Raw genomic sequence first — 24,759 nt, 5'->3', positions numbered from 1 at the left:
GTAAGTTCAAGACTACTATCTAATTATTATGAGGGGGATTACTGTGAAGAAAAGATTAGCTTTACCAATGATTTCAATTCTATTGGCAGGTATGCTCTCTGCATGTTCAAACAATCAGGAAGCAAGTTCTGAAAAAGGCAAAAGTGCAGAGATTAACAGCGAAGGTTTTCCGATTGTTGATGAGAAAGTTACATTATCTATGTTTGGCCCCAATGTTGGCCGAGCGAAGTGGGAAGATATGAAATATTTTAAAATGATGGAGAAGAAAACAAATATTCATTTTGAGTTTGATACGCCTCCCAATGATAGTTTTGAAACACAAAAGAATCTCTTATTTGCCAGTAATGAACTTCCTGATATATTTTATGGCGCTTCCTTGACGAACAGTGAAATTATAAAATACAGCGAACAGAAATTGTTAGTTCCATTAGATGACTTAATTGAAAAGTATGCTCCAAATATACAAGCGATGTTTAAAGAGTATCCGGACGTAAAGAAAAGTATAACTGCCCTGGATGGTCACATTTATGCTCTGCCGACTGTAGATAGAACCTTGCAGTGGAATATTCATCCTATGTGGTATAATGGCTCATTTTTAAAAGCTTTAAATGTGAAAGAACTGCCTAAAACAAGTGAGGAATTGTACGACTTATTAGTACGAATTAAAACAGAAGATCCTAATGGAAATGGAAAACAAGATGAAATTCCGCTAACTGCAGCTGAGATGTGGGATATTAATCAATGGTTTATGGGATTCTTTGGTGTTGTGTCAATTGGAGTAGGCACCTATGACGGCGAAGTGAAGTATGGAGCAGCTCAGCCAGGGTTTAAGAATTACCTGGAATTTATGAATAAGCTTTATAAAGAAGAGTTACTGGATAATGAAGTATTCTCTCAGTCTTGGGACCAAAAGGGGGCAAAAGGAAAAGCTAATCGCGTCGGATTGTTTGCAAACTGGGCGCCTGGAGATTTTCTTGGTATGCCAAATGGTACAACAAACCCTATGATGCAGCCTGTTACCGGTAAGGGTGCTGATAAACCTGTTATTGCCATTAGCCCCGGACAAAGTGTCGGACAGTTTGCCATTACGAATGTCAATAAAAACCCTGAAGCTTCTATGCGCTGGGTGGACTATTCTTATTCCAAGGAAGGAAACGAGTTCCTGAGCATTCTGGATGAAGGAGATATTTGGGAGTGGGCAGATAAGGATAAGAATCTAAGAAGACAAATACCTCGTGAAGATGGAACATCGATTGAAGATTACAAAGGAACTTTAACACCAAACTATGGGATAAATGTTCCTACATGGGCTCATTTAGATTCTCCAATTGTATACGAAGGAAATGAATATGATCCATTTGTTGTGGCTGAAACAAAAAATAAAATCAAACCAGTTGGACAAGTAGCAATGCCGCAGGTTTTTCTAACTCCTGAGGAGCTAAAAGAAGTTGCTGCTATCAATGCTGATCTTGAAGCTTATGTAGAGCAAATGGAAGCTAAGTTTATCACAGGACAAGAGCCAATTTCGAAGTGGGGCGAATACATCAAAACCATTGATAAAATGGGCGTGGATAAATTGGTTAAAATCTATCAGAAAGCATACGACCGGTATAAAGAAGAGAAATAAAAGGTCTGGCTTCATTCCCATTCATTAAGGGGATGAAGCCTTACTATTATTTGGTTTACATAAAAAATACTTGATCTCAATTGTTTCTCATTTCCCATTCATACTATGGAGGTTATCTATGAAACTAGGTGTAAGTTCTTACAGTTTTTATTCCGCACTTCGATCAGGAAATATGAACATTTTAGATGCGATTGATTGGCTTAAAGAACATGGCGGAGAACATATCGAAATCGTCCCAATTGGTTTTACGCTAAGTGATAATAGCGCATTGATTAGCGATATTGTAGAAAAAGCAAAAGAAGCAGGGATTGAGATCTCTAATTATGCAGTAGGCGCCAATTTCGTTGACAAAGATGAAGCTCAATTTAATCAAGAAATAGAACAGCTGAAAATGCAGGTTGACATAGCACATGCTCTTGGAGTAAAGCGAATGCGCCATGATATTGCATCAAGAGAAAAAGAAAATACTTCTATTGAACGGTTTGTGAAGGATTTGCCGATTATTATCAAGGCTTGCAGAGAAATTGCTGACTATGCTGCACAGTATGGAATTATTACCAGCATCGAAAATCATGGTTTTCATGTTCAGCATGCAGACCGGATTAGACAGATTGTCCACTCGGTTGATAGAAAAAACTTTAGAACAACTCTGGATATTGGTAATTTTCTATGTGTGGATGAAGATCCATTATCTGCAGTAAAACGCACGATTCCTTTAGCATCAATGGTCCATTTTAAAGATTTTTATATCCGTCCGCATACTCAATTCCCCGGGGAAGGATTTTTCCAGACAAGTGCTGGAAACTTTTTAAGAGGTGCAATTGCAGGACAAGGTGATTTGGATATTTCAGGAATTATTCAAGTTCTCAAATCTTTTGGGTATGACGGGTACATTTCACTTGAATTTGAAGGCATGGAAGATTGCCTCAAGGCCATTGAAATTGGTTTGAACAATATTAAAAGGTTATGGAAGTAGATTTTAAATCGGAGGGATTATCAATGAGGAAACTTAAAATAGGGGTTATTGGTGCGGGTTCAATTGCAGAAATGCATTTAGGCAGTTTTTCAATGCATGAGTGTGCAGAACTTTACGCTGTGTGCGATCTAAACGAAGAAAGAGCAAAAACAACAGCAGAAAAATACAATGCAGAAAAATACTATACGGACTATACAAAACTATTAGAAGACAGAGAAATACAAGCTGTCAGTATATGCACATGGAATAATACACATGCTGAAATTGCCATTGCAGCGCTGAATGCCGGAAAACATGTTTTAGTTGAAAAACCATTAACCACAAGTGTTGAAAAAGCTCTTGAAATTGAAGATGCAGTCAAAAAAAGCGGGAAAATTCTTCAAGTCGGATTTGTAAGAAGGTTTGCAAGCAATACCCAAATTTTAAAAACGTTTATTGAAGCTGGAGAACTCGGCGTGATTTATTATGCAAAAGCTTCAAGTATTCGCCGTTTGGGAAACCCGGGAGGATGGTTTTCTGATAAGGAGCGTTCCGGCGGTGGTCCACTAATAGATATTGGTGTCCACGTAATAGATTTATGCTGGTATTTAATGGGCCGCCCAAAGGTCAAATCTATTTCAGGCAACACTTATGATTTATTAGGGAATCGTTCAAATGTTAAGAATCTCTCTTTTTATAAAGCTGCAGATTATGACGCGACAAAAAATAATGTAGAAGATATGGCAAATGCTCTTATTCGCTTTGAAAATGGGGCTACTCTTTTTGTAGATTCAAGCTTCACCCTGCATGCTAAAAAAGATGAGACAACAATAAAAATTTATGGGGATAAAGGTGGAGCAGAAATAGAGCCTTCCTTAGAAATCATATCTGAGAAAAACAATACGATCCTTAATATTACGCCTCAAATCAATCATGCAACCTTTAACTTTACAGAAGCTTTTCATTCAGAAATCAATCATTTTGTTGAATGCGTGCTTGAAAATAAAGAGCCGATTAGTCCTGTACAGGATGGAGTAGAGATAATGAAGATTCTTTGCGGAATCTATGAATCCAGTGAAAAAGGCATAGAGGTAACCTTTTAACAATCTGCTTTATGAGAGATGACATCCCGCCTGCGGGCATTGTATTTGGAATAAGAAGGAGTGGAGTTTATGACGGAACGCGTATATGACTGGCCAGATCATTACGGAGATTTTCAGTGGTTTATAGAGGATCGATTTGGTCTGTTTATTCATTGGGGATTGTATGCATTGCCTGCAAGACATGAATGGGTGATGACGAAAGAGAAAATACACCCAGAGCAATACAAAAAATACATGGATCGATTTAATCCCGACCTTTTTAACGCGAGGGAATGGGCTGTAAATGCAAAAAAGGCAGGCATGAAATATGCTGTTCTCACAACAAAACACCATGAAGGATTTGCCATGTGGGACTCAGACGCAACGGACTATAAAGTTACAAATTCACCCTATGGAAAAGATATTGTAAGAGAGTTTGCAGATGCGTTCAGAGCGGAAGGAATAAAAATAGGGTTCTATCATTCCCTCATCGACTGGCATCACCCTGAGTTTACGATTGATGGCTTGCATTCACTTCGTGAAAACGAAGAAGAAAAGGCTAAAAAAAGAGAGTTTGACCAGTATGTGCAATATCTGCATCAACAAGTTCATGAATTGTTAACGTCTTATGGGAAAATCGATTATCTATGGTTTGATTTTTCCTATCCGGACAGGGACTGGGACTGGTCCAAAGGCAAAGGGGCAAAAGATTGGAAGGCTGAGGAGCTTGAAGCATTAATTCTTAAACTGCAGCCGCATATCATTTTAAATAATCGGCTGGATCTGAATCGGGGTGTTTATACACCCGAGCAATATCAGCCTAAACGGTCCATAAAAAAAGACGGCTTAGATATCGTGTGGGAAGCCTGTCAAACCTTGAATGGAAGCTGGGGATATGACCGGGATGAACTTCATTGGAAGTCGCCAGAAATGGTCATAAAGATGCTGATCGATACTGTATCTAAAAATGGAAATCTTTTATTGAATATAGGTCCAACCGCCAGAGGAGAATGGGATTTAAAATCGATGGAAATTATGGAAAGAATTTCAGAATGGATGAAGTATCATGAGTCATCCATATATGGTGCAGGGGAAAGTGAGTTTCCTTCTCCTCCAGATTGCCGATTAACCCAAAAAGATCAAACTATTTATCTTCATATTTTTTCTTGGCCATTCAGGACAATCCATCTAAGCGAACTGGCAGGAAAAATAGAATATGTTCAATTTTTACATGATCATTCCGAAGTGAAATTCTATGAATATATGGAGTCTGATATACACCACCATAACGTACCGGTAGTTGAAGATGGAGAAGTGGTTCTTGAAATCCCGGTTATTAAACCCGATGTTTTAGTTCCAGTCATTGAGATCAAATTAAAATAAGAGGACTTGAAACCACAGAAGGCTCATATTATTTCCCATTCACATTGGGACTAGCAATGGTTTATGTTTCAAACCATTGCTGAGGAAAAGATATGACCCTATGAAATTATCACACTAGGATGCAAGGGGGGAATCATTTATGAAAAATAAAGTCATTCCAGCATCACTAAACAGGTTAATTGCACTTGTTAAAGAAACGTTTCCTGAGGATGCAAAACTGCAAACGATGTTTGAACAATGCTTTGTTAATACGTATGAAACAACTTTAAAGTCTCAGAAGGATGGGACAACATTTGTCATCACTAGTGATATTCCTGCTATGTGGCTTCGTGACTCTGCAGCACAGGTGCGCCCTTATCTAATGGCAGCAGAAGAAGACGAAAATATTGCTGAGATGATCGAAGGGGTGATTAGACGTCAATTGCAGTTCATTAATATAGATCCTTACGCCAATGCCTTTAACGAATCTGCAAATGGAAAAGGGCATCAGACTGATCAAACAGAAATGCTTCCCGAAATTTGGGAGAGAAAATATGAAATTGATTCCCTCTGCTATCCTATTCAGCTCTCTTACCTATTTTGGAAGTCTACAGGCAGAGTGGAGCACTTTGATCATTTATTTGTTGAAGCATTGAAAAAGATTCTAAATGTATGGACGGCAGAACAGGATCATGAAAATAACTCCCCATATTCATTTATTAGAGAGACCAACCGTTATTATGACACACTAATACGTGATGGAAAGGGATCGAAAACAGCGAAGACGGGAATGACTTGGAGCGGCTTCAGACCAAGTGATGACGCTTGTTTATACGGATTTTTGGTGCCGTCAAATATGTTTGCAGTTGTTGTATTAAAATACGCTGCAGAGATATGTGGCGAAGTAATAAAGGATATGGAGCTGAAGCGAGCCTGTGAGCAGCTTGCTGATGAAATTAACACAGGGATTGAAAAGTATGCTGTCTTTAATCATCCAGTATTTGATTCTATTTATGCTTATGAAACAGATGGGCTCGGGCGATTTAACCTTATGGATGATGCAAATGTTCCAAGTTTATTATCTATCCCCTATCTTGGTTACACAGGTTTTAGGGACGAAACTTATCTAAAAACGCGCAGCTATATACTGAGTCGGGAAAATCCCTATTACTATGAAGGGGTAAAGGCTAGAGGAATTGGAAGTCCCCATACTCCTGGACAGTATGTCTGGCCTATTGCATTGTCCATTCAAGGGATGACTGCTGTTTCATATGAAGAAAAGTTGAATATTCTTAAGATACTAACTTCCACAGATGGAAATACGGGTTTTATGCATGAAGGTTTTCATGCAGATATGCCTGAAAAGTACACGAGAGAATGGTTTTCCTGGTCCAATTCTATGTTCAGTGAATTTGTTCTTAGTCTTTGTGGAAAAGTGGTGAAAGGGAGTCCGTTACATCTTTCTATCAAGAATAAAGAAAGTTATACAATTGATCTATATTTGAATTATAAAAATGAGACTGGAAATTCATTGCTCTCAGGGGGGAATTATTTCATGGATTCGGTAAATCAATTAAAGGGATCTCAAATATCATGTATTGTCATGAATGAAAATGATAACGTTATCACTCTGCTTAAAAGAGCAGACAAAAATGAATTGCTTACATTCAGTATGGATATAGACGGTCAGCCTCAAACTTTAAGGGCTAGACAGGCTGCTCCATTTGGACATAAACTTGCCCTGCGGAAAATTATAGAAGGTGAAGAAATCATAAAATATGGGGAAGTTATTGGACGGGCAACAGCTGATATAGAAGACGGGGAACATGTTCATGTACATAATTTAATAGGCATTCGCGGCAGAGGAGATCAATCAAATTTAAAGGAGAATATCAATGGCAGCCATTAAAGGATACCGTCGTCCGAACGGAAAGAGCGGCATAAGAAATCATTTGCTGCTAATGCCCACAGTAGTATGTGCAAATCAAGTTGTAACAAAAATTCAACAGCAGATCCCAGGGTCAATTGCCATCCCTCATCAGCATGGCTGCAGCCAAGTAGGCGAAGACAAAGATCGAACACATAAGGTCCTTGTAGGCATGGGAAGAAACCCCAATGTTGGAGCTGTTCTATTAGTCAGCCTTGGCTGCGAAGTGATGGATGCGAAACAAATTCAAAAAGAAATTGCAGAAACCGGAAAACCAGTTGTTTGGATCGATATTCAGGAAGAAGGCGGATCTGTAAATACAATTCATAAAGGAATAGAAATAGCAGATCAGTTAATAAATGAGATTAAAAACACCCCATTGGTGGATATTCCATTATCAGAGCTCATAGTAGGAGTTAAATGCGGAGGATCTGATGCAACATCAGGCTTGTGCAGTAACCCAGTACTTGGAAGAGCATCGGATCTTATTATTCAAGAAGGCGGAAGCATTGTGATGGGGGAAACCACTGAAATAATAGGAGCTGAACATATTTTAGCAGAAAAAGCAGTGAACAATGACGTTAAAAACAAACTCTATCAATCAATCGCCCGGTTTGAAGAAGAAATTAATAGAATGGGTGTAGATATGCGCGGCGGCAACCCCAGTCCAGGAAATATTGAAGGTGGATTGTCCAGCATAGAGGAAAAATCCTTAGGGTGTATAAGCAAAGCAGGGACAGCTCCATTGCAGGGGGTAGTAGATTATGCAAGTGAAATACCTGGAAAAGGATTTTATTTTATGGACTCTCCGGGGAATGATATTGAATGTGTTTCAGGTATGGCAGCAGCTGGAATTCAATTAGTTTGCTTTACTACTGGGCGTGGAACACCTACTGGCAACCCAATTGTACCAGTGATAAAAATCTCTGGTAATGAAGAGATGGCAAGAAGAATGTCAGATAATATTGATGTTGATGTCAGTACAGTATTAACAGGAAAAGAAAATCTAGATCTAGCTGGAAAACGATTATTCAACGAAATAGTAAACGTTTCTTCAGGTCATTTGACAAAAGCCGAGATTCTTGGGCATCAAGAATTCAGCATTAGCCGTATAGGCATCAGTTTGTAGGACAGGGAGGGATTAAAGGAGATGAATAGATTACTGGATAAGGTTGCTTTGGTTACTGGCGGAAGCAGGGGAATAGGTGAAGCGATTGTTATTAGGTTAGCAGAAGAAGGGGCAAACATCGCCATTAATTTTAACTCTGAACGTTCACGCATTCAAGCAAACGATGTGAAAAAAAGAGTAGAAGCAATTGGAAGAAAAGCAATTGTAATTAAAGCCGATGCAGGCAAGAAAAACGATGTGGAAGAAATGGTAGCATTAGTTGAAGAATCACTAGGGGAAATAGATATTCTAGTTAACAATGCCGGAATTGCTCCTTTTGAATCGTTTATGCAGCTCTCCGAAGATACTTGGGACCGAACCTTTAATACAAATGTGAAGGCAATCTATCTCACTTCTCAATCAGCAGCCAGGAGAATGATTCCAAAGAGGAGCGGGAAAATCATTAATATTTTATCCACAGCAAGCTTAATGGTAACAAGCCCTGTCATACCGCATTATCAAGCCTCAAAAGCAGCAGGGCATATGTTGACTAAGGGGCTGGCCATTGAACTGGGGAGGTATAACATTAATGTGAATGCTGTCGGCCCAAGCACTGTGGATACAGATATGTGCACGGACTTTCTATCTGATCCAGAGATCAGACAAAAGGAAACAGAGGCAAATCCAATGAAGCGTTTGGGAACAGCAAGGCAAATAGGAGATGCCGTTGTTTTTCTGGCTTCAAATGAAGCCGATCAAATCAATGGCCATTTATTAATGGTCGATGGCGGTTTAACAGTAAAAGCAGCTCAGCCAGAAGACCGCCTGGAACATTAATAGCAAAGGAGTTTAGCGTATTATGAGATTGAGAGATAAGGTAGTTCTCATAACCGGGGCAGGTTCTGGCATTGGGAAGTCTTCGGCATTATTATTTGCAAGAGAAGGTGCGTCAGTCGTTGTAAATGACCTGGATTCAGTAAAAGGCGGTAAAACTGTATCAGAAATTATTGAATTTGGAGGAGATGCATTTTTTTTACAAGCTGATGTAACAAATCCCATTTCCGTGAAAACTATGGTTGAAGAAGCAATAAATAAATATAAACGAATCGATGTTCTTTTTAATAATGCTGGAATTAGCGGTGTCGGAAAACTTCACGAAACCAACCTAAACGAATGGGATCAAACAATTCGCGTAAATATCAATGGGGTTATGCTCCCTAGCAAATTTGTATTGCCTTATATGATGGATCAAAAAAAGGGATCCATTATAAATATGTCATCATGCATAGCAGAAATTGGGTTAGGCAATCGAGCATCTTATTCTGCTTCGAAAGGAGCAGTTTTAGCACTGACGAAGTCGATGCAAGTTGATTATGCTCCTTATAATATCCGTGTTAATGCGCTCTTGCCTGGTACAATCTTAACTCCATTTGTAGAAACTTATTTAAAAGAGTCCTATGCTGATCCAGAGGAAGCCATTGAGAAAATAAAAACACGTCAATTAAGCGGAGGATTAGGCAAGCCTGAGGATGTTGCTTTTGCTGCGCTTTACCTGGCATCAGATGAATCGAAGTTTATGATGGGGTCCCCCCTTTATATTGATGGCGGAGTGGTTTTTGGGAAAGATGCTTAAAAAATAATTTGAATATTCTTGTAAAAGGAGGTTGTCTTTTGAAGTTTCTCACATTTATAAAAGAAGGAAAAGAAACATTAGGCATTCTTACTGAAGAGGGAGTCATTGATTTGGAAGCTGCATTAACTGAAGAACCAGTCAAAGACATCCCAACTAATATAATGGATGTTATATCATCCGATACAGATACTTTATCTTCGTTAAGTCATTTTGTGAACAGCCTTTTAGAGTCAAATAATTATTCTTATATGATTAAAGAGCATGAACTGCATTTTGGACCATGTGTTACCCGGCCAAATAAGATTGTCTGTGTGGGTTTAAATTATCGAAGGCATGCGGATGAAACAAATGCTCCTTATCCGGAAGTTCCGATCTTATTCAACAAATTCAGCAATACGTTAACAGGTCATAAACAGCCAATTGCTATCCCGAAAGTTACTGATCAATTAGATTATGAAGTTGAGCTTGGGGTAGTAATTGGAAAAACAGCAAAGTATGTGACTAAAGAAAAAGCGTTAAGCCATGTTTTCGGATATTGCACGGCAAACGATTTGTCAGCGCGAGACCTTCAATTAAAAACCCCTCAATGGCTGTTAGGAAAAAGCTGCGATGATTTCAGTCCAATAGGTCCGTATTTAGTCACGGCAGATGAAATTAGTGATCCCAACAATCTGCGGATGAAAACTTATGTTAATGGAGAACTGAGGCAGAACTCAAGCACATCTGATATGATCTTCCATGTTGATGAGATTATCAGTTATATCTCACAGCATATGACTCTTTACCCAGGAGATATCATTCTGACGGGTACTCCTGAGGGAGTAGTATTAGGGAAATCCTCTGATAAGCAAGTATATCTAAAACCAGGTGATGTAGTGTCAGCAGATATTGAACATTTGGGCACGTTGACCAATTCTTTTATTGAAGAACAATTAGTTTGAAGTGGAGGAATCTTATGCTTAAGAATATTCCTGAGATTCTATCGCCAGATATACTCAAAGCCATCTGTGAAATGGGGCATGGTGATGAAATTGTGCTTGCAGACAGAAACTTTCCTGCAGCAAGCCATGCTCAAAAACTAAATAGAGCGGACGGACATACTATTCCTGATTTATTAGATGCACTATTATACCTCTTTCCCTTAGATACATATGTTGATAAGCCTGTTACTTTAATGAAAGAGGAGCCAGGAGATCTGGCCGAATCTAAGTTATGGGACGAATACAGCAAGATTATTAATAACCGGGAAGAAAGAGATATCCAATTTGAGTGGATTGATCGCTTTGCTTTTTATGATAGGGCCCAGAGAGCTTTTGCTATTATAGCAACTGGTGAAAAAGTACCTTATGCGAATATTATCTTAAAGAAAGGTGTTATAAAAACGTAAATGAGTCTTGAGTGTTTTCAAATGTTCTTTTGAAAAGGAGAAGAAAACATTATGGGGATGAAAATTGATTCACATCAGCATTTCTGGATGTATACAAAAGAAGAATATCCTTGGATTAACGAGGAAATGTCTTTGCTAAAACGGGACTTTTTACCAAATGAGCTTGAGCCTTTATTGAATAAGATTGGTTTTGATGGATCGATTGCGGTACAAGCCAGGCAATGCCTAGAGGAAACAAGGTGGCTGCTTGGTCTTTCGAACAAGTACAGCTTTATAAAAGGCGTTGTTGGCTGGGTAGACCTTTGTTCAAATGAACTTAAGCAACAGCTGGATGAATTTACAGCAAATCCTCTGTTTAAAGGCGTAAGGCATATCCTGCAAGATGAGTTTGAGGATCAGTATATGCTTAAAGAGCAGTTCCAAAAGGGCATAAAACTGTTAGGGGATTATGGATTGCCTTTTGATCTTCTTATTTATCCCAGACATATACCTTATGCAGTTGAACTAGTTAAAAAGTTTCCTGATCAGAAATTTGTCCTGAACCATATAGGAAAGCCAGATATTAAACATAAAGTGATCATGCCTTGGAAAGAAGATATCCAAAGACTCGCGGAAAGGGATAATACTTATGTGAAGATATCAGGACTAGTGACAGAAGCTGATTGGAACGAATGGAAAGAGAAAGATTTCAAAGTATATTTAGATGTTGTGTTTGATGCCTTTGGGCCTGAAAGGGTAATGGTTGGATCTGATTGGCCTGTATGCACTCTTAGTGAAGATTATGCTGCTACAATAGATATTGCAGTAAATTATGTAAATCAGTATGCCTCTAAATATGAGCCGCACGTACTTGGGGGAAATTGCGGAAAGTTTTATTCCATTTAAAATCAGATAGATAAAATAAAAAAAAAGACCTTTATAATGCCAACGCAAAGAGTGATCGTGATTAAGATTTGATTGCCTGTGAGAAATAAAAAGAGTTAGTGGGGCCTTTCATTTCGAAAGGCATTAGGTTAGTTTAATAGAAAATAGTACTAAAAAAGATGACTGGATTTCATATGAACCCAGTCATCTTTTTTAGTACATTATGACAATCTCTTGATTATTGGTTTCCTTCACATTTGAAAATTTAATTTTGAGTGCAACATTGCCTTGTAAAATCTAAATTTATCCATTAAGATAAGAAAAAAATAGATTGTGAGAGGAATTAACTACATATGAAGAAAATTTTTACTATTGGGCTTTCTTTAGCACTAGTTTTTGGTTTTTCTTTTACTTCAACAGATACAGCAGAGGCAAAAGCAAAAGCGAAAACGTATAAAAATTGCACAGAGTTGAACAAAGATTACAAAGGTGGCGTGGCGCAGTCATCTAAAGTGAAAAATAAAGGCGGTAAAACAAAGTATAAGCCTTTTGTTTCAAAAGACCTTTATAATGCCAACACAAAGAGTGATCGTGATAAAGATTTGATTGCTTGTGAGAAATAAAAAGAGTTAGTGGGACCTTTCATTTCGAAAGGTCTTTTTTATTTAACAAACCTTTTCGTATTAACCTTAAAACTCCCTCATACACTGTCTTAGACATGCTTAAAAGGGTGATAATCATGCGAAGACGTAAACCTTTCCCTCTTATTCCGATCGTAATGATCGGTGCTGCCATTCTCCTGCTTATCGGGCTGTTTCATCTATTCACGCCATCCTCTCCAAAAAAGGCTGTGCAGCTCTTTTATACTGCTGAACAGACTGGAAACTTTGGCGGTGCCTGGGATCTGTTTCACCCATTGATGCAGGATCGTTTTACAAAGAATGCTTATGTGACAGAGCGGTCTCATATCTATATGAGCCATTACGGGGTTACAACGTTTTCTTTTGAAATTTTAAAGGAGAAAAAAGTTCGCAGGTGGAGGATGGCAAAAGGCGCACCGGTATTTAATGAGGCGCGCCTCATCAAAGTCAGGCAGACTTTTAAAAGTAAGTTTGGAACGTTCGATGTAATGCAGGATGTATATGCAGTGAAGGAAAAGGGAGATTGGAAGATTGTGTGGCTATATGAGTGAGGCCTCTAGAATGGAGGTCTCTTTGTTTGTTTTAATCTAGTGTAAATGTATTATTGATTTATAGTAAAATTTTCCTAGTTTTTGAGTCTTTCACTGAATCTTTCTGTAAAATAATGTTGTGGAAAATTTTTCATGATAAAAAACAGAAGATTGAGGTGGAGAGAATGCTGATGAAAGAAAGTTATGGAGTATGGAGAGAAACAATGGTTGTGAAACCGATGTACACGGAAAATGGGGAGTTGTGGTCTGTTGTACATGAGCTGTACAGAAAGCTGATTGTAAAGATGTCACCCAGGGAAATTATTAACCTCAGCTGTGTTCATGCCGGAGCCTCTTATCAGGGGATGATTGATGCAGCGAAGCTTATTTTGCCGGGCAAAAAAATGCTCCCGGTATGTATTTCACCGGGCTACAGGATATGTATGCTTCCGACTTTATCTCCAGACAGTGAAGAGTGTATTTGGGTTTCCTATCATCATGTGAAACAGGCTTTTGGGAAGAACAATAGAACATTCATTGAATGCAGAAATAGAGAAGAAATTGAAATCCAGGGAAGCGTCGAAAGTTTTTTAATGAAATCGGGACATGCTCAGCAGCTCGTACTGACTTATTTGGACCGTCAAGAAGAGATGTGGGAACTATCTTCCTGTATAGCTGAGTCATATGAGGGGTATGAAGTTTATTAACAGAAAGCAGCCAAGTTCCTTTGAGAATTTGGCTGCTTTTTATACTAAATCCTTCGTGTCTTTAGTAAAATAGAACAAATAGAAAAAAATGGGGTATATCATGGCTGAATTATTGATTGGTCTTATCGGATGTACGGGGCTGTTCTATTTGTTATTTATATTGCCGACACAATGGCTGAAAGTTGAACATATTGATGTTCCGCTTGGAATTAATAAAAAGATCCTGCAGTTATCAGATCTTCATATTGAAAGAAATCGGATTCACCCTGAAAAAATGAAAGAATTGCTTCAAAAGGAAAAACCTGATTATGTGTTTATCACCGGTGATTTTACCGCAAGAGAAAAGCATATTCCGCGCATTAAACCTTATTTAGATGTTTTCAATGAATATGGGATTGAAGTGTATGCGGTATTTGGCAATCACGACTATCGGACTTTTCAGCTGAGTTTGCGGCTGCGGCCATGGCTCGAAGAAAACCAAGTAAAGGTTCTTGTAAATGAATCGATTGAACTGCCAGACTTTACATTGATAGGATTGGATTTTTATAGAGAAGATGAGCTCGGATTGACTAAAGCATTTTCAAAAGTAAAAGGGGATAAGCCGAGTGTTGTTCTATGTCATGATCCCAATGATATAGCTGAAGTTGCAGAGCCATTTGATTTAATGCTTTCCGGCCACTTGCATGGAAAGCAATTCAATGTTCCGTTCTTCTTTACCTTTATCTCAAAGGGAGAGCTTGCGAAGCGAGGAATTTACCAAGGCTTCCATAAGATTGATGGGTCTTATCTTTATATTTCAAAAGGAATTGGACAGGCGCACTGGAATTATCGGTTTGGGGTGAGGAGTGAGGTGACGGTTCTTTCTTTAAATGGCGAGAAAAACAATTCAAATTAAAATCGTACAAAACCGCAGAACTTATTTCTGCGGTTTTTCATATTGAAATGGTTTTAATTTTGCGTGATTTCTTGCGTACATTGAATTCTGCTCGATTTACTGGCACAATAGACAAGGGAATTAGGAATAAAAGGAGTTAACAAATGGATATCGGACGCAACGACCCGTGCCATTGCGGCAGCGGGAAAAAATATAAGAAATGCTGTATGAAGAAAGAAACTTCGCTTGAGGCTATCCGCCATGAGGATCTTGAGAAGCTGCAGATTGAATTGATGGAATTTGCTTCTGCAAATTTTTCGAGGCATATGGATGAAGCAGTTAAAGAAAAAATGGGTAAGCTTGATCGCGATAAGCATCAAAATGTGTACGGTGCTCTATTAGTATGGGCTGTCTTTTCTGCCTCATTTGTTCCCGGACGGGTGATTGAAGCCTTTGTTCATAAGAAGCAGAAAGAAGAAATAAGACCATCTACACTGTCTCAGCTTAAACAATGGACAGAAGCTGCACCTTCGTTTTCTGTCATTGAAAGCATCATTGATGACGAGTGGTTTAATGTAAGAGACATTTTTTCAAATGAAGAAAAGAAAGTAAAAGTGGTACAGGGAGCATCGTCATTTGAAGAGGGAGGTCTGCTGCTTGGCTATCTGCTGCCATACGGGGAGTACCACTCTTATTATTTAATGCAGCTTGAGTTTGAGAAAAATCAAACAGCACACAATAAAAAGCTGACTTTAGATTTATTTAAGGAAAGTGAGTTCATCGATCCGAAAGCATTTATGGAAGATAACTACCCAGAGATGATTATTTCCATGCTGACAGAGCCTGAAGAGATGAAAGCTGAGTCAGAAAAAGAGCTTATTTGGGATAATATGAACTATGAGCTCCCAGTTCGTTTATTAGAAGAAAAATTGACTGCAGGAGATTATTTTGAGGACATTGAATTACTTGAAGAAACAAGGGGGCTTGCAGTACAGCTTATGCACTCTTATTTCCACCGGTTGAATCCATCTATTAAGAAACATGAAATTTATGCAGCCGCTATGCATTATTTCATCGAAAAACACATTCATAAGATGGGACTGACTCAGAAGGCACTTGCTGATATGTACGGAGTAAGCACAAGCTCCCTTTCTAAGCTGTATCGGGAGTTAAAAGGTGAGATGGAGCAGGACTTGCAGGATCTTCAACAAGAAAAAGAGAAGCAACCATCATCACATCATGCTTCTGCTCGGGATCAAGCACAGAAATTGATTTTTCAGGCCATGAAAAGTGATCCGGCGATGAGATTAAAGCTTGCCGAAGAAGCGATAAAAATTTATCCTTATCACCCTGATGCCTACAGTATTCTGGGGGAGGCCGAGCAGGATCTCAAGAAACAGCTGCAATTCTTCAAAAAGGGAATGGAAGCTGGAGAAACAGATCTTGGCAAGGACTATTTTAAACAGAACAAAGGGATGTTCTGGGGTCTCACTGAAACTAGACCTTATATGCGGGCGAAATTTAATTATGCAGTGCTTGAAGCTGCAGCGGGTAACTTAGAAATAGCCATTAAACAATGTGAGGAATTGCTTGACCTCGATGAAAATGATAACCAGGGAGTGCGCTACACACTCTTTGCCATGTATATGGATTTAGGAATGTACAAGCAGGCTGAAAAATTGATGGAGAAGTATGATGAAAGTCATATGGCATCAGGAGCTTACAACCGAGTTTTACTTGAGTTTGCTCTAAATGGAGTCACTTCTAATTTAAAGCAGCTTGTCAATAAGGCGAAAGAGATTAATCCATTTGTTTTTGATTATCTGACAGTCAAGAAAAGTCTTCCTGCTCCTCCTGATTCCTTTGGAATTGGAGATCAAAATGAAGCCGTTCAATATGTTTATGAGAATGAATATATTTGGTCGAAGCATCCTAATCTGATTGAATGGGTGAAGAACAACAGCTGATTATTTTGTAAAGGTGAGGATAGATAAATCTATGTCGTTTTTCTATCATCCTTTTTGCAGAAAAAAGAGCGGATTTCATATGAAATCCGCTCTTTCTATTAATTAGTAGATGCCGTACTAGGTTCAAGCTCCAAATGCTCTTTCAGCTGATTGGATAATCCGGTTCGTTCCTCTTCAGGCACGATATAATAATAAACTCCGCCGATCATATCGCCTTTTCCTTTTATCTGAAATTGCTCCATAGAATTGCGTGCATCTTTGTAGTTTTCCTGAATGCTCCACATTTCGTTCATATCTAGATTTGTCTTCACGTTATTCTCGACGACTTTAAACATTTCCCCGAACTTTGTTAAGGAAGAAATGTTTGCACCTTTTGCGATAACTGCCTGAATGATTTGACGCTGACGATCTTGGCGTCCAAAATCACCGCGCGGGTCTTCATAGCGCATTCTTGTATAACTCAAAGCACTTTCACCATCTAATGAAATGGATCCTTTGTTAAATGTTTTGCCGTCTTGAGTAAATTCAAGCGTATTATTAACTTCTACACCGCCGACTGCATCTACAATATCTTTAAAGCTTTCCATATTGACCTTCACAAAATAATCAACAGGCACGTCAAGGAAGTTCTCAACGGTATTAATGGCCATTTCAGTGCCGCCGAAAGCATATGCATGGTTGATTTTATCTTCTTTGCCTTTTCCGATGATTTCCGTTCGTGTATCACGAGGAATGCTGACCATGTTCATGGATTTTTTATTCGGATTGACTGTTAATAGAATTAATGAATCAGAGCGTCCGCGGTCTCCTTTTCTTTCATCAACACCTAATAGAAGGACAGAAATAGGGTCTTTATCTTTAAATGCCACAGCTTCTGGACGTTTTTCGGATACATCCCTTCCAATATCCTCTTGAATTTTTGCAACAGTATCTGATGCAGTTTTATACAAATAAAAGGCATAGCCTCCTGTACCCAGCACGAGCAATCCAATGATGCTGAGCACAATCCAAAGCCATTTGCGCTTTTTGTTTCGGTTCTCTCTCATAGTACCATCCTTTAATTGAATTAATAACCTATACACATTATATTTTTACCGAATCATGGAAACAATACTTTTTTTGTAAAAATAAGAGATATCTTACTATGAGACGTTGTTCATGAGAGAAAAGTTTCATGAATTTGTAGATTTTTGTCTATAGAATCAAATATACAAGTGATTTTTTCATAACTATAATAGGTTTATATGTTTATAAGAAACTAGGGGGATTACAAAATTACTATGAAAAGAATGCTGTCGATTTTCATGATTTTATCTTTGCTTGTTACAATGGCATTGCCCTATACGGCAGCAGCTGAAGCAGGGACACTTATTGGGTTTCATTCGTATAAAAACACAGGGAAAGGGATTCAGTTATTGTGGACAGTAACATCGGTGTCCGTTGAACCTGAAACATTTATCCTGAAGAAAAATGATCAGGAGAATGGGATTGAAGCCAAGCTTGTAGATGAACTTAAAAATAGAGATGGTTCAACTGCGAGAACATACGAATACATTGATGAAGATGTAAAAGAAAAAGAAACGTATACATATCTTGTAAAGCTTGCCGGGGATGAATCCGTTCAGACAGAGGCGATTACTGTTGTGTACAAAAAAGGCAATGATGACAGCGGAACTCCTGTTAACCCAGGTGAACCAATTGTTGTCGATGATAAATTTATCTTAAATACAAGAGCTGAAGGCACATCTATTATCGTGTCCTGGCCAAAATACAATGTAACTGAAACAGTGGAATATCAATTGTTTCAGGACGGGAAATTTGTTCAGAGCTTCAGTGAGGCAGGTGAATACGTCTCTAAAGATTTAGCGCCTGACACAACCTACGCATTCACAATGAAAGTGATAGCGGGAGACAAGCTTCTCGATACAAAAGAAACAAGTGCTAAAACAGAAGAGGCGCAAAAACCAAACTACACGGTGTTCTTTTACCAAGTAAATGATTCATCGTTTGAAGCAAGCTGGTTTTTAGACGGCGCAGTTACTTATGATGTGTATTTAGACGGGAAATTAATGTTAGAGAAAACAAAAGAAACAGAAAATATCTTCACTGATTTGAAGGCAGCTACTGTTTATGAAGTGAAAGCGGCCGCATTCGATAAAGATGGAAAGATGATCAGCGAAGCAGCAGTTAAAGGAAAAACGAAGGATGCAGCTAAAGGTATAACGATTGAGTTTAAGGACAAAAACCTAAAGCTTGCCGTACAGGAGCAGCTTCGAATTCAAAGAGATGTCACGGAAAGTGATTTAGAAAAGCTGACTTATTTAAATGCTTCTCCATATGAAATCAAGGATTTGTCCGGACTTGAATATGCAGTGAATTTGCAGCATTTAGAACTTGCAGGAAACAGATTGAAAAGTATTGGAGCGTTAAAATCATTTACCAAGCTCGAGTACCTGGATTTATCAATGTCTGGTGCAACTGATTTTTCACCGCTTAATTCTTTAACAAACTTACACAGTCTGCTGCTTGCAGATACAAGCTTCAAGGACCTTAAACACATTCAGAAGCTGACGAATTTAAAGCTTTTGGATTTAAGCTGGACAGGCGTGAAAGATGTGTCTGTTTTAGAGTCATTTCATCAGCTGGAGGAAATCAACCTGTCTTATACAGAGGTTAAGAGTATTAAGGTGCTGGCTAACCTTCCATCTCTTCAAAAGGTCATTATTTATGGATCTGGCTACATCGATATTCTTGATGAGACCGGCCTCTATAAAGACTCTGTGGAATTTGTCTATGATGACAGCTTGAATATGTATATTAATCAAGTTAAGCCCGGAGATACAAACGCAGTTCTTGAATGGGATTATGAAGGCGAGGGGCGGATTGCTTCATATGAATTGATGCTCAATGAGAAAAAAGAAAAAATAGAAACAAGCAAAAAATCATACCGTTATGAAGCATCAGGCTTGAATCCGGATACTCAGTATTCTTTCTCCGTAAAAGCTTTTAATAAGGAAGGAAAGCTGATTGGTTTTACAAACGGTATGTTCTCTACTTTAAAAACGCCGTCTGGAGAAAAAGTGATTTTTGCAGATGCTAACCTTAAAAAAGCGATGAAAGAGTACTTTGGCTTTAAAAGGGACATCGTAGAAAGCGATATGGAGCATCTGACAGAGCTTGACCTGACGGGTGCTGAGATTCGTGATTTATCTGGCTTGGAAACAGCTAAAAATCTGAAAATGCTTGGCTTATCAGGGAATGATCTTAAAAACCTAAAACCTATTGAAAGCCTGACAGGAATGACGTTCCTTCTTTTGGACGGAAACCGTCTGCAGGATTTTTCATCGATAAAGAAATGGCCGAACCTGCAGTATTTAGACCTTTCTGATACAGGTATTAAAGATCTCTCTATCCTTGCTTCATTGAAAGAGCTGGAGACACTTGGTCTTGCTTATAATGAGCTGGAAGATCTTTCTGAAATGCCTGCGCTTGAGCAATTAAGTTCTCTTTATATAGGAGGCAATGACCTATCCTCACTTAACGGGATTGAAAGATTAAAAGGATTAACTGAACTCAGTCTGAGCGAAAATGAATCCCTTACAGGAATTGAAGAGCTTACTGCTCTAAAAGATCTGCAATACCTGGATCTTTCGTTAACATCGATAGAGAGCATACAGCCATTGCTTGCGCTTGATCATTTGGTTATGGTTTTCTTAATGGAAATAGAAACGCTTGATTTAACAGATGGATCAGAGGGTTTGGAAGTCATCACACAGCTCAGGGATAAAGGTGTCTATGTTGAGTATGAGTATGAGGAAGAAGAGTTTTGGATTTATGCTTCAAGATCAACGGAAGACTCACTTGAAATCTCTTGGGATTACTTTGGGGAAGAAGAACTGGATCATTACAAAGTACTAGTCAATGGTGTAGTAATAGCAGATAAAGTAGACGGCTATGAGTACAGTTATTGGATCAGAGGTCTTGAGCCTGAGACATCTTATGATATTGAGGTACAAGCTTATGATTCGGATGGTGAACTGGTTGCCAGCGCAGAAACCACTGAAACAACAGAGTCGGCTCCAACAGGTCCTGTTGTAAAATTCAAAGACAGTGCTTTAAGAGATGTCATAAAAGAACAGCTTGGATTAATCCGTGATGTCCGCGCGAGCGATATGGAGCGTCTTCAGGATTTATTCCTTGCAGATATGGATATTAAAGATTTGACAGGCTTGGAATATGCGTCAAATTTAATGTTTGTGTATCTTATAAACAATGAGTCAGAACTGGATTTATCTCCGCTAAGCGGTCTGTCATCACTAGCAGACTTGCATATCGAAAACACGAAGCTGAAAAGCTATGAAAAGATTGCAGATATAGAAAGCCTGGATTCCCTCTCGATTAGAAGTAATCAGCTTAAAGATCTTTCATTTTTAAAGGGTATGGAACAGCTTAATTATCTTGATCTTTCACATAATAAGATCCGCGACATCTCCGTTCTATCTAATTTAAATGAATTAGAAGGCTTAGTACTGAACGAAAATCAGATCGAGCATTTAGGAGATGAAGGTTTAGAAGGGCTCCTAATCTTAGAAATGTCCAAAAATCCTCTCAAAGATTTAACTGGATTAGAAAGATTTGAGTCACTGGAAACTGTCACATTGGAGAGAACAGACTTAACAAATATTGATGAGCTGTTGGATCTTGAAGCCTTGAGCCTGGTCTCCCTCTACGGAATCAATACGCTTGATCTGTCCTCCGGATCAGATGCTGATCTGGTCGTTCAGGAATTGAGAGAGAGAGGCGTCACAGTCCAGATAGATAGTACGAACTATCCTGAGATCCATATTAATGATGTGACTCAGCATACCATTGCTTTCTCATGGGATAAAATGTTTGAAGGAACAGAAGGTTCTTATACAGTAATCGTTGACGGAGTGTATACAGGAGAAGAAGAGCCTCTGCCTGCATCAAAAACATCATACGAGTTAAAAGATTTAGAGCCTGGTACGACATATCTCATTGAAGTTTATGGGGAAAATGAAGAGTTTGGAAATTTTGCATCGATGGAAGTAACGACTCTTCCTGAAGACGAAGAAGGGATGAAGCAGGCTGAGCTATATCTGATAAATGAAGCTGACCGGCCAGTTGACGAAGCTGAGTTTATGCTAGCTGGACTTGATGAAAACAATGAAGACATTGTATATGATGGCTACTCTGATGAAAATGGCAAGCTGATTGATGACTTTCAGGCAGCTGATGGGGAATTCAATCTGAAAGCCGGTGCCTACAGCCTCTTTGTTTACAGTGAAGGCGTCGAGTACGAATATGAATTTGAAATTGAATTAGATCAAGACTATATGAAAAATCCGCTGCGGTTTGTTTTAGGTAATGATAAGCCTGTGACAGGAGAGACACCGGAGTCTGGAGAAGAAGCTCCGGATAAAGAAGAGCAGCCGGAAAACGAAAGCGGGAATCAGCCAATTTTGCCCGAGAAAGCAAAACCTGCTTCTGGCATTAGGGAGAATGAACTTCCAAAGACAGCTACAACGATGTATCAGTCAGTCTTTTTTGGAGCAATCCTTATGATGGCAGGTGCTGCCTTGTATGCAGCTCGTCGAAAAAAGGTGTAAATAGGAAGCAAAAGACAGCGGAAACGCTGTCTTTTTGTTGTCTATCATCGAATGAGGCAGCAATTTGTAATATACTTGTAAACTGTCTGACTATTAAACTGTTATATAATAGGAAAGGGTAAAAACATCATAGGAGAATGGTATGAAGCGAATAACTATTACAATGTTGAGCTGTCTCAGTCTTTTGATGATTCTTTTGATCTCTCAGCCTAAAGAGGCAGAAGCAGGGACAACAAGCAGAATCTATGGTCAGGATCGTTATAAAACGTCAGTAGCAGTTTCAAATAAGACCTTTCCAAACGGCACATCCAATGTCGTTATTGCAGTCGGAAACAACTACCCTGATGCTTTAGCAGGAGGACCGCTTGCTTATAAGCTTAATGCGCCAATCCTTCTAACGGGAAAAGACGCAATGCCTGCAGCAATTACTATTGAAATTACAAGATTAAATGCTAAAAATGCATACATACTTGGTGGTGAAAGTGCAGTCTCTGCAGCAGTAGCCGGCAAACTGAAAAATATGGGCCTTACTGTAACCCGTATATCGGGCCTCGATCGCTACGATACATCTGTAGCCATTGCAAAGAAATTAAAATCATTGGGAGCTGCATCTACAACAGCCTTTATTACAAACGGAAGCAATTTCCCAGACAGTCTTTCAGTATCTGCGGTTGCTGCGAGGCAGGGCTCACCCATCCTGCTGGTTAAGAAGACAGGCGTTCCAACGTCAGTGAAAAACTATGTAAATGGTTTTACTAAATCATATGTAATCGGCGGAACAGGCGTTATTGCATCGGGCACAGCTTCCCAGCTGCCGTACCCTGAACGTATTGCAGGAGCGAACCGCTATGACACATCAGCAAAGGTAGCAGCTAAGTTTGCAAGCTTCTCTGCGTCGCGTGCCTTACTTGTGTCTGGTAATACGTATGCTGATGCATTAACAGGTTCTATCTATGCAGCAAAGCAAAACATTCCAATGCTTCTTACAAATCAATCAACCCTTCCAGCTGAAATTGGCAAATTAATCGATACTAAAAATGTACAGACCGTCACCGTGATCGGCGGATCGAGTGCAATCAGCAACAGTGTGCTTACCTCGATTTATTTTCCAGTAGACAAGCTTATTGAAACGGCAAAATCCCTGCAAGGCGTGCCTTACAAATACGGAGGCGCAACAACATCAGGATTTGACTGCAGCGGGTATACACAATATGTTTTTGACAAGCATGGAGTGGATCTTCCGAGAACTACGGTTGATCAATGGAATGAAGCTACAGTAGTAGCCGTTCCGGAAAAAGGCGACCTCGTATTCTTTGAAACGTATAAAGCAGGCCCTTCGCATGTAGGAATATTTATCGGGAATAATGAGTTTATCCATGCCAGTTCTTCAAAAGGTGTAACGATATCCACCATGGATAACGTATACTTTGAACCGCGTTACTTAGGCGTGAAAAGTGTGATTAATTAAGCAGTGAGCACTCTCACTGCTTTTTATTATAGAAAGAATAGTAAAATATTGATAAATTAATAATAATTTCCCTTTAATTCTCTTGCAGGTTCTTATATAGATAACTATGATAGAATGTAGAACTTTGTAGATTTTGGAGGAACTTTGACATGAGTAAAGTAATTACAATGTGTGTCATAATCTTAACGGTATGCGCACTTGTACTAGGCAACTATCATTGGAAGCAGAAAATAAGCTCAGCTCAAGAACAGCAGATAGATTCTAAATCAGAAGAACCAGCAGCAAAAGAAGAACAGCCAGAGTGGATGGCCAAAGCTGCTAATCTGCCGGCGCCGATAAAAGAAAAAATGAAGCTTGCAAAAGAAAACGGCAAACCATTAAAAATCGTGGCAGTTGGTTCAGAGAGCACTTCTGTACAGAGCACAGGCTGGCCGGCATTATTGCAAACGAATCTACAGAAAGCATATGGGGAGGAAATGTTCACTCTTCAAGTTTTATCATATCCTGAGGGAACAACCAGAACATTTATCAATGAAAATCATGGTGAAGAAGTCAATAAACTTCAGCCGGATATCCTATTATTTGAACCATTTTCCTTAAACGATAATGGAAATGTTGGTCTGACAAATACTTTGCAGAATTTTAATGGAATTATCTCTGGCTTTAAAGAAAAGAACCCCAAGACATTCATCTATATTCAGCCATCTCATCCAATCTTCAATGCAACCTTTTATCCAAAAGAAGTGGCTGCTTTAAAAGAGCTTGTAAAAGAAAAAGGGCTGACATACCTTAATCATTGGGATAACTGGCCAGATCAGAAAGACGAAAAAATAAAAAATCTGCTGAATGAAGATCAAGCAGCACCAAATGAGGAAGGAAACAAGATCTGGGCAGAATACTTAACAAACTACTTTGTGAAAACCACGGAATAGATCCTATAAAAAGGGATCTATTTTTTTATCTAATTTTGGAAACTAATACAAAACCTGTTGGATTA

19 protein-coding genes and 1 pseudogene are annotated in these 24,759 nt (G+C 38.9%); 19 read left to right on the top strand and 1 reads right to left on the bottom strand.

The genetic code is table 11. From position 1 onward, the window contains the following. Positions 1-43 precede the first annotated feature (43 nt). The 16 genes and pseudogenes from K8L98_RS23355 to K8L98_RS23275 all read left to right on the top strand — a co-directional run bounded on the left by K8L98_RS23355 (position 44) and on the right by K8L98_RS23275 (position 16,664). The gene (locus K8L98_RS23355; RefSeq protein ID WP_223438532.1) at positions 44-1,627 is read left to right on the top strand and encodes a type 2 periplasmic-binding domain-containing protein; all 1,584 of its coding nucleotides are present in this window, start codon (positions 44-46) and stop codon (positions 1,625-1,627) included. A gap of 118 nt (positions 1,628-1,745) precedes the next feature. Further along, entirely contained in the window at positions 1,746-2,603 is an 858-nt protein-coding gene (locus tag K8L98_RS23350; protein ID WP_223438530.1) for a sugar phosphate isomerase/epimerase family protein, read from the top strand. A gap of 23 nt (positions 2,604-2,626) precedes the next feature. Beyond that, positions 2,627-3,685: a Gfo/Idh/MocA family protein gene (locus K8L98_RS23345; RefSeq protein ID WP_223438528.1), complete on the top strand. Its 1,059-nt coding sequence runs from the start codon at positions 2,627-2,629 to the stop codon at positions 3,683-3,685. A gap of 69 nt (positions 3,686-3,754) precedes the next feature. After that, entirely contained in the window at positions 3,755-5,047 is a 1,293-nt protein-coding gene (locus K8L98_RS23340) for an alpha-L-fucosidase (protein WP_223438526.1), read from the top strand. Positions 5,048-5,186: 139 nt separating this feature from the next. Beyond that, a pseudogene (locus tag K8L98_RS23335) lies at positions 5,187-6,482 on the top strand (glycoside hydrolase family 125 protein); the annotation flags it as partial. 439 nt (positions 6,483-6,921) lie between these two features. Then, positions 6,922-8,082 (top strand): UxaA family hydrolase, encoded by a 1,161-nt coding sequence (locus K8L98_RS23325; protein ID WP_223438525.1) that lies wholly within the window; start codon positions 6,922-6,924, stop codon positions 8,080-8,082. Between the two features lie 21 nt (positions 8,083-8,103). Continuing rightward, positions 8,104-8,898 (top strand): SDR family NAD(P)-dependent oxidoreductase, encoded by a 795-nt coding sequence (locus K8L98_RS23320; RefSeq protein ID WP_223438522.1) that lies wholly within the window; start codon positions 8,104-8,106, stop codon positions 8,896-8,898. 22 nt (positions 8,899-8,920) lie between these two features. Beyond that, positions 8,921-9,694 (top strand): SDR family NAD(P)-dependent oxidoreductase, encoded by a 774-nt coding sequence (locus K8L98_RS23315; RefSeq protein WP_223438520.1) that lies wholly within the window; start codon positions 8,921-8,923, stop codon positions 9,692-9,694. Between the two features lie 38 nt (positions 9,695-9,732). Next, the gene (locus K8L98_RS23310; protein WP_223438519.1) at positions 9,733-10,635 is read left to right on the top strand and encodes a fumarylacetoacetate hydrolase family protein; all 903 of its coding nucleotides are present in this window, start codon (positions 9,733-9,735) and stop codon (positions 10,633-10,635) included. Between the two features lie 14 nt (positions 10,636-10,649). Beyond that, complete coding sequence (locus K8L98_RS23305; RefSeq protein WP_223438518.1) at positions 10,650-11,081, top strand: RbsD/FucU family protein; 432 nt, start codon at positions 10,650-10,652, stop codon at positions 11,079-11,081. A 51-nt stretch (positions 11,082-11,132) separates the two neighbouring features. After that, positions 11,133-11,966, top strand: a complete 834-nt coding sequence (locus K8L98_RS23300; protein WP_223438517.1) for an amidohydrolase family protein — start codon at positions 11,133-11,135, stop codon at positions 11,964-11,966. 332 nt (positions 11,967-12,298) lie between these two features. Beyond that, positions 12,299-12,568, top strand: coding sequence for an excalibur calcium-binding domain-containing protein (locus K8L98_RS23295; protein WP_223438516.1), 270 nt, complete (start codon positions 12,299-12,301; stop codon positions 12,566-12,568). Between the two features lie 116 nt (positions 12,569-12,684). Further along, the gene (locus K8L98_RS23290; RefSeq protein ID WP_223438515.1) at positions 12,685-13,137 is read left to right on the top strand and encodes a hypothetical protein; all 453 of its coding nucleotides are present in this window, start codon (positions 12,685-12,687) and stop codon (positions 13,135-13,137) included. A 170-nt stretch (positions 13,138-13,307) separates the two neighbouring features. After that, positions 13,308-13,823 (top strand): competence protein ComK, encoded by a 516-nt coding sequence (locus tag K8L98_RS23285; protein WP_223438514.1) that lies wholly within the window; start codon positions 13,308-13,310, stop codon positions 13,821-13,823. 100 nt (positions 13,824-13,923) lie between these two features. Beyond that, on the top strand, positions 13,924-14,718 hold the full coding sequence (locus tag K8L98_RS23280; RefSeq protein ID WP_223438512.1) for a metallophosphoesterase: 795 nt from the start codon (positions 13,924-13,926) through the stop codon (positions 14,716-14,718). A gap of 143 nt (positions 14,719-14,861) precedes the next feature. After that, on the top strand, positions 14,862-16,664 hold the full coding sequence (locus K8L98_RS23275; protein ID WP_223438510.1) for a cyclin family protein: 1,803 nt from the start codon (positions 14,862-14,864) through the stop codon (positions 16,662-16,664). Between the two features lie 98 nt (positions 16,665-16,762). Here K8L98_RS23275 and tagU read toward each other — a convergent pair whose 3' ends face one another. After that, positions 16,763-17,710 carry a polyisoprenyl-teichoic acid--peptidoglycan teichoic acid transferase TagU gene (gene tagU, locus K8L98_RS23270; RefSeq protein WP_223438508.1) on the bottom strand — a complete coding sequence of 316 codons (948 nt, stop codon included), beginning with the start codon at positions 17,708-17,710 and terminating at the stop codon, positions 16,763-16,765. A gap of 234 nt (positions 17,711-17,944) precedes the next feature. On the opposite strand from tagU, the gene K8L98_RS23265 reads away from it, so the two are divergent. The 3 genes from K8L98_RS23265 (at position 17,945) to K8L98_RS23255 (ending at position 24,694) form a co-directional block, all read left to right on the top strand. Beyond that, entirely contained in the window at positions 17,945-22,294 is a 4,350-nt protein-coding gene (locus K8L98_RS23265) for a leucine-rich repeat domain-containing protein (protein ID WP_223438506.1), read from the top strand. Positions 22,295-22,436: 142 nt separating this feature from the next. After that, a complete protein-coding gene (locus K8L98_RS23260) occupies positions 22,437-23,762 on the top strand; it encodes a cell wall-binding repeat-containing protein (protein WP_223438504.1) in 1,326 nt (441 codons plus the stop codon). A 149-nt stretch (positions 23,763-23,911) separates the two neighbouring features. Beyond that, positions 23,912-24,694, top strand: a complete 783-nt coding sequence (locus tag K8L98_RS23255; protein ID WP_223438501.1) for an SGNH/GDSL hydrolase family protein — start codon at positions 23,912-23,914, stop codon at positions 24,692-24,694. The last annotated feature ends 65 nt before the right edge of the window (positions 24,695-24,759 follow it).

It is taken from the genome of Metabacillus dongyingensis, from assembly GCF_019933155.2.
Classification (GTDB): domain Bacteria; phylum Bacillota; class Bacilli; order Bacillales; family Bacillaceae; genus Bacillus_P; species Bacillus_P dongyingensis.
This window is presented reverse-complemented; position numbering and strand designations above follow the sequence as displayed.

Bases quoted from the DNA above. Each gene is read 5' to 3' on its own strand.
- K8L98_RS23345 (WP_223438528.1), top strand. From the start codon at position 2,627: ATGAGGAAACTTAAAATAGGGGTTATTGGTGCGGGTTCAATTGCAGAA.
- K8L98_RS23350 (WP_223438530.1), top strand. From the start codon at position 1,746: ATGAAACTAGGTGTAAGTTCTTACAGTTTTTATTCCGCACTTCGATCA.
- K8L98_RS23305 (WP_223438518.1), top strand. From the start codon at position 10,650: ATGCTTAAGAATATTCCTGAGATTCTATCGCCAGATATACTCAAAGCC.
- K8L98_RS23315 (WP_223438520.1), top strand. From the start codon at position 8,921: ATGAGATTGAGAGATAAGGTAGTTCTCATAACCGGGGCAGGTTCTGGC.
- K8L98_RS23280 (WP_223438512.1), top strand. From the start codon at position 13,924: ATGGCTGAATTATTGATTGGTCTTATCGGATGTACGGGGCTGTTCTAT.
- K8L98_RS23325 (WP_223438525.1), top strand. From the start codon at position 6,922: ATGGCAGCCATTAAAGGATACCGTCGTCCGAACGGAAAGAGCGGCATA.
- K8L98_RS23285 (WP_223438514.1), top strand. From the start codon at position 13,308: ATGAAAGAAAGTTATGGAGTATGGAGAGAAACAATGGTTGTGAAACCG.
- K8L98_RS23300 (WP_223438517.1), top strand. From the start codon at position 11,133: ATGGGGATGAAAATTGATTCACATCAGCATTTCTGGATGTATACAAAA.
- K8L98_RS23340 (WP_223438526.1), top strand. From the start codon at position 3,755: ATGACGGAACGCGTATATGACTGGCCAGATCATTACGGAGATTTTCAG.
- K8L98_RS23320 (WP_223438522.1), top strand. From the start codon at position 8,104: ATGAATAGATTACTGGATAAGGTTGCTTTGGTTACTGGCGGAAGCAGG.
- K8L98_RS23275 (WP_223438510.1), top strand. From the start codon at position 14,862: ATGGATATCGGACGCAACGACCCGTGCCATTGCGGCAGCGGGAAAAAA.
- K8L98_RS23295 (WP_223438516.1), top strand. From the start codon at position 12,299: ATGAAGAAAATTTTTACTATTGGGCTTTCTTTAGCACTAGTTTTTGGT.
- K8L98_RS23255 (WP_223438501.1), top strand. From the start codon at position 23,912: ATGAGTAAAGTAATTACAATGTGTGTCATAATCTTAACGGTATGCGCA.
- K8L98_RS23265 (WP_223438506.1), top strand. From the start codon at position 17,945: ATGAAAAGAATGCTGTCGATTTTCATGATTTTATCTTTGCTTGTTACA.
- tagU (WP_223438508.1), bottom strand. From the start codon at position 17,710: ATGAGAGAGAACCGAAACAAAAAGCGCAAATGGCTTTGGATTGTGCTC.
- K8L98_RS23260 (WP_223438504.1), top strand. From the start codon at position 22,437: ATGAAGCGAATAACTATTACAATGTTGAGCTGTCTCAGTCTTTTGATG.
- K8L98_RS23290 (WP_223438515.1), top strand. From the start codon at position 12,685: ATGCGAAGACGTAAACCTTTCCCTCTTATTCCGATCGTAATGATCGGT.